Annotated in this window: 6 protein-coding genes; 4 read left to right on the forward strand and 2 right to left on the reverse strand. The window is 68.8% G+C overall.

Translation table 11 applies throughout. The annotated features are described in order from the left end of the window. Positions 1-138: 138 nt before the first annotated feature. The gene (locus tag JZY06_RS03965; protein ID WP_207118512.1) at positions 139-657 is read right to left on the reverse strand and encodes a phage holin family protein; all 519 of its coding nucleotides are present in this window, start codon (positions 655-657) and stop codon (positions 139-141) included. A gap of 227 nt (positions 658-884) precedes the next feature. Between JZY06_RS03965 and JZY06_RS03970 the strand changes: the two genes are divergently transcribed. Beyond that, positions 885-1,643: an oxidoreductase gene (locus JZY06_RS03970; protein ID WP_207118513.1), complete on the forward strand. Its 759-nt coding sequence runs from the start codon at positions 885-887 to the stop codon at positions 1,641-1,643. A gap of 90 nt (positions 1,644-1,733) precedes the next feature. Here JZY06_RS03970 and JZY06_RS03975 read toward each other — a convergent pair whose 3' ends face one another. Continuing rightward, the gene (locus JZY06_RS03975; RefSeq protein WP_207118514.1) at positions 1,734-2,543 is read right to left on the reverse strand and encodes an HAD family hydrolase; all 810 of its coding nucleotides are present in this window, start codon (positions 2,541-2,543) and stop codon (positions 1,734-1,736) included. Positions 2,544-3,137: 594 nt separating this feature from the next. On the opposite strand from JZY06_RS03975, the gene ssd reads away from it, so the two are divergent. The 3 genes from ssd to JZY06_RS03990 all read left to right on the forward strand — a co-directional run. Further along, positions 3,138-4,214: a septum site-determining protein Ssd gene (ssd, locus tag JZY06_RS03980; RefSeq protein ID WP_207118515.1), complete on the forward strand. Its 1,077-nt coding sequence runs from the start codon at positions 3,138-3,140 to the stop codon at positions 4,212-4,214. Then, positions 4,207-5,406 (forward strand): TadA family conjugal transfer-associated ATPase, encoded by a 1,200-nt coding sequence (locus JZY06_RS03985; protein ID WP_207118516.1) that lies wholly within the window; start codon positions 4,207-4,209, stop codon positions 5,404-5,406. The genes ssd and JZY06_RS03985 overlap by 8 nt, the downstream gene beginning before the upstream one ends. Further along, on the forward strand, positions 5,403-5,776 hold a 374-nt coding region (locus JZY06_RS03990; RefSeq protein ID WP_207118517.1), incomplete at its 3' end, for a hypothetical protein. The genes JZY06_RS03985 and JZY06_RS03990, both read left to right, overlap by 4 nt.

Below are 5,776 nucleotides of genomic sequence, written 5' to 3' on the forward strand. Positions count from 1 at the left end.
GCAATGAAAAGACAGCGGGCAGGGCACGCAAAAAACCGGGGGCTGTCGCCCGCCCCCGGTGTTGCTGCGGAATAAAACTGCGCGTCGGAGAAAAACTTGCGGGGCGCTCAAACCGGTGCGGCGGACACCCCGCCCGGCCTAGCGGTCGGTGAACATGCCGGATGCGGAACCGGCATCAAGCTTTTTCTGCGCTTTACCGGGAACCAGGTTCTTCAGCTCACCGACGGAATCAATGGTCTTGTTCGGTTTGGAGATTTTCTTCACCTTGCCCCAGCCGATCAGGGCGAACAGGGCGGCCAGAACCACCATCACCAGGAACACGATGAGGAACGCGGCCCACCGGTCCAGCCACACGGCCAGCAGCTCGGCGAGGAAGAAGAAAAAGAAAAACGACGAATACAGGGCAATGGTGCCGGCCACGCCGAACAAACCACCGCCGATGGCGCCCTTTTTCGCTTCCTGGATGATCTCGGTCTTGGCGAGTTCAATCTCACCGCGCACCAGGGACGACACCTGGGCTGTCGCATCACTGACCAGCTGGCCGATGGTGCCCGTGCCTGCGGCACGGGTATCGACGTCGCTGAGCGGGATCGAATCCACCTTCGGGGTGGTCATATTGGCCGATCCATCAGTGAAAAGTCCATCAGTCTTGCTCACGGTTGCGGTCCTCCGGTAAAAAACATTAGCGTTGTATCCGGGCCTTTTATCGCAGCGCACGGGCCTTTTCGCGGCGTGGACGGCGGTCGGGTCATCCGGGACAACATACTGTACACAGTCCATGGTGCCACGGTCGGCCGAAGATTGGAACTTCGGGCAAGTCACACCACCACGTTCTTTCCCGCCCGAGTCTACCGTCACCAGCCCCCGCAACCCCAAGGTCCCCCATGCCGCAGCCCGCACCCGACCCGTTGGCCCACCTGCTCGGCGACAGCACACTGGCCGACGCCGTCGGGCGGGCGCGGCGCGCCGCCTGGTCGGTGCACCGGCTGCCGGTCAATCTGCGCAAGGGCGATATCACCTCGGCTGAAGCGCTGCTGCGCGGGGCGCGGGCGGCGGCGGTGATCACCTTGCGCGGCACCCTCCCGGCGGCGGGCACAGACAGCGGCGGCGCCCCCGCCCCGGCGGCAGGCGGAGCCGGTGACGCGCTGCAGCGCGCGGCCGTCGATGTCTACAGCCTGCTGGCTGAGGGGGTGCGGGAAAAAACAGTCGCCACCTTCCGCCGCGCCCCCGGCCAACTGCTGGCCCAGCTGGCGGTACGCGCCGGGGCGGCACCGGTACCCGACTGCGACCCGCAGCGGCTGGCTGTGCTGCTGCGGCTGTGCACCAACCCGCACGCCCACGATGTTTTGCTGCCGGTCATAGTCGGCGGGGAACTGGCCTGCCTGGCGCCGTTTGGCCCGGCAACCACCCTGGTGGCGTTGGCGGCCACCAGAGTGGCCGCCTGCGCCACCGGTTTCGATCCGCAAAGCCTCCTGGTCAGCGAAAACCAGCTTCTGCGCCAGCATGACCGCTACCGGCAGCTGGCAGAAAACTTCGCCTCCGGGACTGCGCAGACAACCGCCTATCTGTGCTTCCACCTCAACGCCTACACCGCATCCGCCGACGAAGCCGCAGGCATTGCCCGCAGCGCCGGGAGTAAGTGACAGATGCCCCGTTCCGGGCAGATGGCCTGGGCCCGGGGGGCGAAGACTCCGGGGGCCTGCCGGGCGCAGCAGCTGGTGCAGGATGGTGTCCTAGCGGCGGCGTGCGGTGGCCAGGGCATGGATCAGGGCTGCGGTCGTGCCGCCCGCGGCCACCGCCGACAGCGCCAGGCCACCGCGGACAACCCACTGCCGGCCCGGCAGCGGATGGCGGAAATGGCGGATCCGCCAGTGGCGGTTGACCGCGATCCGCGACAGTGCTTTGTCGGGGTTGACCGCCACCGCATTGCCGACGGTTTCCAGCATCGGCAGATCAATGATCGAATCGGAATAGGCGTAGCACTGCGACAGGTCGTAGCCGCGTTCGGCGGCCAGCCGCCGCAACGCCACCGCCTTGTTGTCGCCCTTGCAGTAGAAATCAATGGTCCCGTTGTAGACCCCGTCAACCATCCCCAGCCGGGTGGCCACCGTGGTGTCGATGCCGAGGAGCTCGGCGACGGGCTCGACAATGATGTGCGGCGACGCGGAGATCAGGATCAGATCATGGCCCAGTGCCCGGTGCCAGTCGAGAAGCTCAGTGGCCTCGGCATAGATCGTCGGGGTGATCACCTCGTGCAGCGCCTGGCGCAGCACATCACGGACCTCGTCGTCCTTCCAGCCGTCAATCATGACCATCAGGTCGTTTTTCAGTTTCTCCATCCGCTCATCGGTGTGGCCGAGCACCATGTAGATCGCCTCCGCGGACACCACCCGCGCCGCGTCGGCGACAGTGATCAGATTCCGGTTGATCATCTGGCGGGAAAAAGCCAGCGCCGAGGAAGTGGCGATCAGCGTTTTGTCCAGATCAAAAAAAGCGGCGACAGGTCGCGGACTGTCGGGGCGGGGCGACTTCGGGTCTGTCACGCCCCCAAGGCTACCGCCGGGACAGTTGTTGGGGGGCGCGTCGCAACAAAAAACACGGTGCCCGGCAACCGGGGTGCATCCAGTTGCCGTTCGGCCCGGCGGCCGGCGGTGGACACCGCTTCCCGTGCCGGGTGCCGCAGAGGGAAAACCACCCGGAAGGGGGAGGTCGGATGCTGTTTTACCTGGGGTAATGAAAAACAGGGAAGAAAAATCCCGCAGAGTCTTGCTGTCGCTGACAGCGTTGTGTCATACTTCTTTCTGCGAGGCCCCGATATACAGTGTGGCCCGCCCCGGCGCACCCCCCCGATGCCGGGTATACGGCTCGCGCAACACCCCCCCGATGCGCGAGCCGTTCTAAATTTCCGGCTCTTTTCCCTCTGCCGCTCCTCCCCGTCCCGCGAAAGCGGAAGTAGTCTGTGCCTGCACCCCACCGCTTCCATCCTGTGTCTGTGACGGCGCCACCCACCGCCCCGGCGGGCAGTCAACCGCCCGGTGGCCAACAAGCACCAGAGACTGTGGATGATTCCCGCCCATCCCCACACGGATCTGCAGCACAGGTGACCGGGGCAGGTGACAGCCGCCAGGGTGGGGGACATGAACAAGCCAGCCAACACCCCGGGCATTGTGGTTGCCGTCGACGAGCCGGTACTGCACGCCGAAGCGATGCATGTGGCCGCGGCCAGCGGCCGGGCGGTCACCGACGCCGGTGACCGGATGCCGTCCGCGGCCACGCTGCGCGGCGCCGACACCGTCATCGCCGGTCCCGGCTGCAGCCGGTATCTCACGCAATCCGGGTGGCCGGGCACGGTGTGGACGGTGCAGACAGATACCGCGGCCACCATCCCGGCGGCTGCCGCCGACGGTGTGTACCGGCTGCCGGGCCAGGCCACCGAACTGCTGGAACAGATAGCCGAAAGAGCCGGTGACGCACCCTCTGCCGGCCGGTCGCCGCTGGTGATCGGGGTGGCCGGTGCCTGCGGCGGGGCGGGAACAAGTGTGTTTGCCGCCGCCCTGGCGCAGTGCCGTGGGCCCGGATGCCTGCTCATCGACGCCGACGGCAGTCCCGGCTGCCACGATTTCCTCAACGCCACCGACACCACGCCGGGGGTGCGTTTCGGCGATATCTCCATTACCGGCGGGCGGACCCGCTGGCATGACCTTCACGCCGCCCTGCCGCACACCGCCTGCGGGGTGGCGGTGCTGGCGGTGGCCGCCCCCGCCACCGCCGACGGGCAGCTGCGGCTGCCGCAGGCGCCCGACCCGCGGCAGATCACCGCCGCCATCGGCTGCGCCCGCGGTGCGGGCGCGCCGGTGGTCGTCGACACCGGCACCATCGCCCACGCCGACCAGCGGGTCGTGGCGGCACTGGATGTGGTGGTGCTGGTGGTGCCGGCGGAACTGCGGGCGGCCGCGGCCGCGGTGGCCGCCCGGGTGCGGCTCGACAGCCTCAATGTGCCGGTGCTGCTGGTGGTACGGCACCGCGGCTGGTCGTCGCTGTCGCCGGAAGACATGTGTTCTTTCACCGGCCTGGACCAGGTGGCCGGCATCCCCACCGTGGCCGGTTTCGCCCGGCAGCTGGAACACCGCGGGATCGGCCGGATCCTGCCCCGGGCGCTGGCGCGTGCCTGCCGCGATGTCCTCGACTACCTGGGGTGTGACGCCGATGCGTGAGATCGATGATCTGGTGTCCGCCGTCCAGTCCCGGCTCGCCGGACTGGACCACACCCCCGACGAACCGGAGATCGCGGCCCTGGTGCGCCAGCAGGCCGGGGTGATCAGTGACCTCGATTTGTTGGCGGTTCTGCGCCGCCTGCGCCACGATTCGGTCGGCTGCGGGGTCCTGGAACAGATTCTGGCCGTCGACGGGGTCACCGATGTGGTGGTCACCGGGCCGGACAACGTGTTCTTTGACCGCGGCCAGGGGCTGGTGCGCTCGGCGGTGCGCTTTGCCGACGATGCCGCGGTACGCCGGCTGGCCACCCGGCTGATTGTCTCCTGCGGGCGGCGCCTGGATGATGCGCAGCCTTTCGGCAACGGGCGTATCCGCCGCGCCGACGGCACCGCGGTCAGGGTGCACGCCCTTCTCAGCCCACCGTCGGATTCCGGCACCTGCCTGTCGCTGAGGGTGCTCAGACAGGCCACCACCAGCCTGGCGGCCCTGCAGCGCAGCGGCACCATGCCGCCGCTGGTGGCCACCGTATTGGCGGCGGTGGTGCGCCACCGCCGGGCGCTGCTGGTGTGCGGGGGAACCGGAAGCGGGAAAACCACGGTGTTGGGCGCCCTGCTGGGGCAGGTCGACCCGGCCGAGCGGATCATCATCATCGAAGACACCGCGGAGCTCAAACCGGTGCACCCCCACACCGTCTCACTGGTGGCGCAGGCCGCCAATGCCGAAGGCAGCGGGGCGATCACCATGTCGGCACTTGTCAAACAGGCGCTGCGCATGCGCCCCGACAGAATCGTCGTCGGGGAGATCAGGGGCGCGGAAATCGTGGATCTTCTCGCCGCCCTCAACACCGGCCACGAGGGTGGGGCCGGGACGGTGCACGCCAACAGCCTGGCGGAAATCCCGGCCCGCATGCAGGCCCTCGGGGGATTGGGCGGGCTGGACGGGAAAGCCCTCGACGCCCAGCTGGCCGCCGCCATCGATGTGGTGGTCAGCATGCGGCGCACCCGCCACGGCCGCATCATCGACCAGATCGGTCTGCTGTCGCGCACCACCCCGGTGACGGTGCAGCCGGTGTGGGACCACCGCCGCGGCATATTGGACGGTTTCACCGATTTTGCCGCCGGGCTGGGACTTGATCCCGCCGGCCCGGCAGCCACCCCCGGGTTTCCCGGGGCGGGGAAGGGGCACCCGTGACAGGCAGCATCGATATGGCGCGGATCAACCCGGCGGCAGTCAGCTGCACCGCCCTGGCGCTGTGGCTGGTGGTGACAGCCACCCCGCAGCACCGTCTGCGGCAGGCCACCACCGGCAGCATCCCCCACCGGCGCACACCGCGGCGGCTGTCGTCCCGGCGGCTGATACTGGGGTGGCTTGCCGCCGGGGCGGTGGTGTCGGTGTGGTGCGTCGGCCCCGGGGTGACGGTCGCCGGGGTGATGGCCGCCGCCACCATCACCCGCATCGCCGGTGCGGCACTGCGGCGCCGCCGGCAGCAGGCGGTCGACCGGGCGGTGGCCGATAGTGTCGCCGTGGCGGCGGCCAACCTGTCGGCGGGCCGGGGGATCGC

This window comes from Corynebacterium mendelii (assembly GCF_017307055.1).
Lineage (GTDB): Bacteria > Actinomycetota > Actinomycetes > Mycobacteriales > Mycobacteriaceae > Corynebacterium > Corynebacterium mendelii.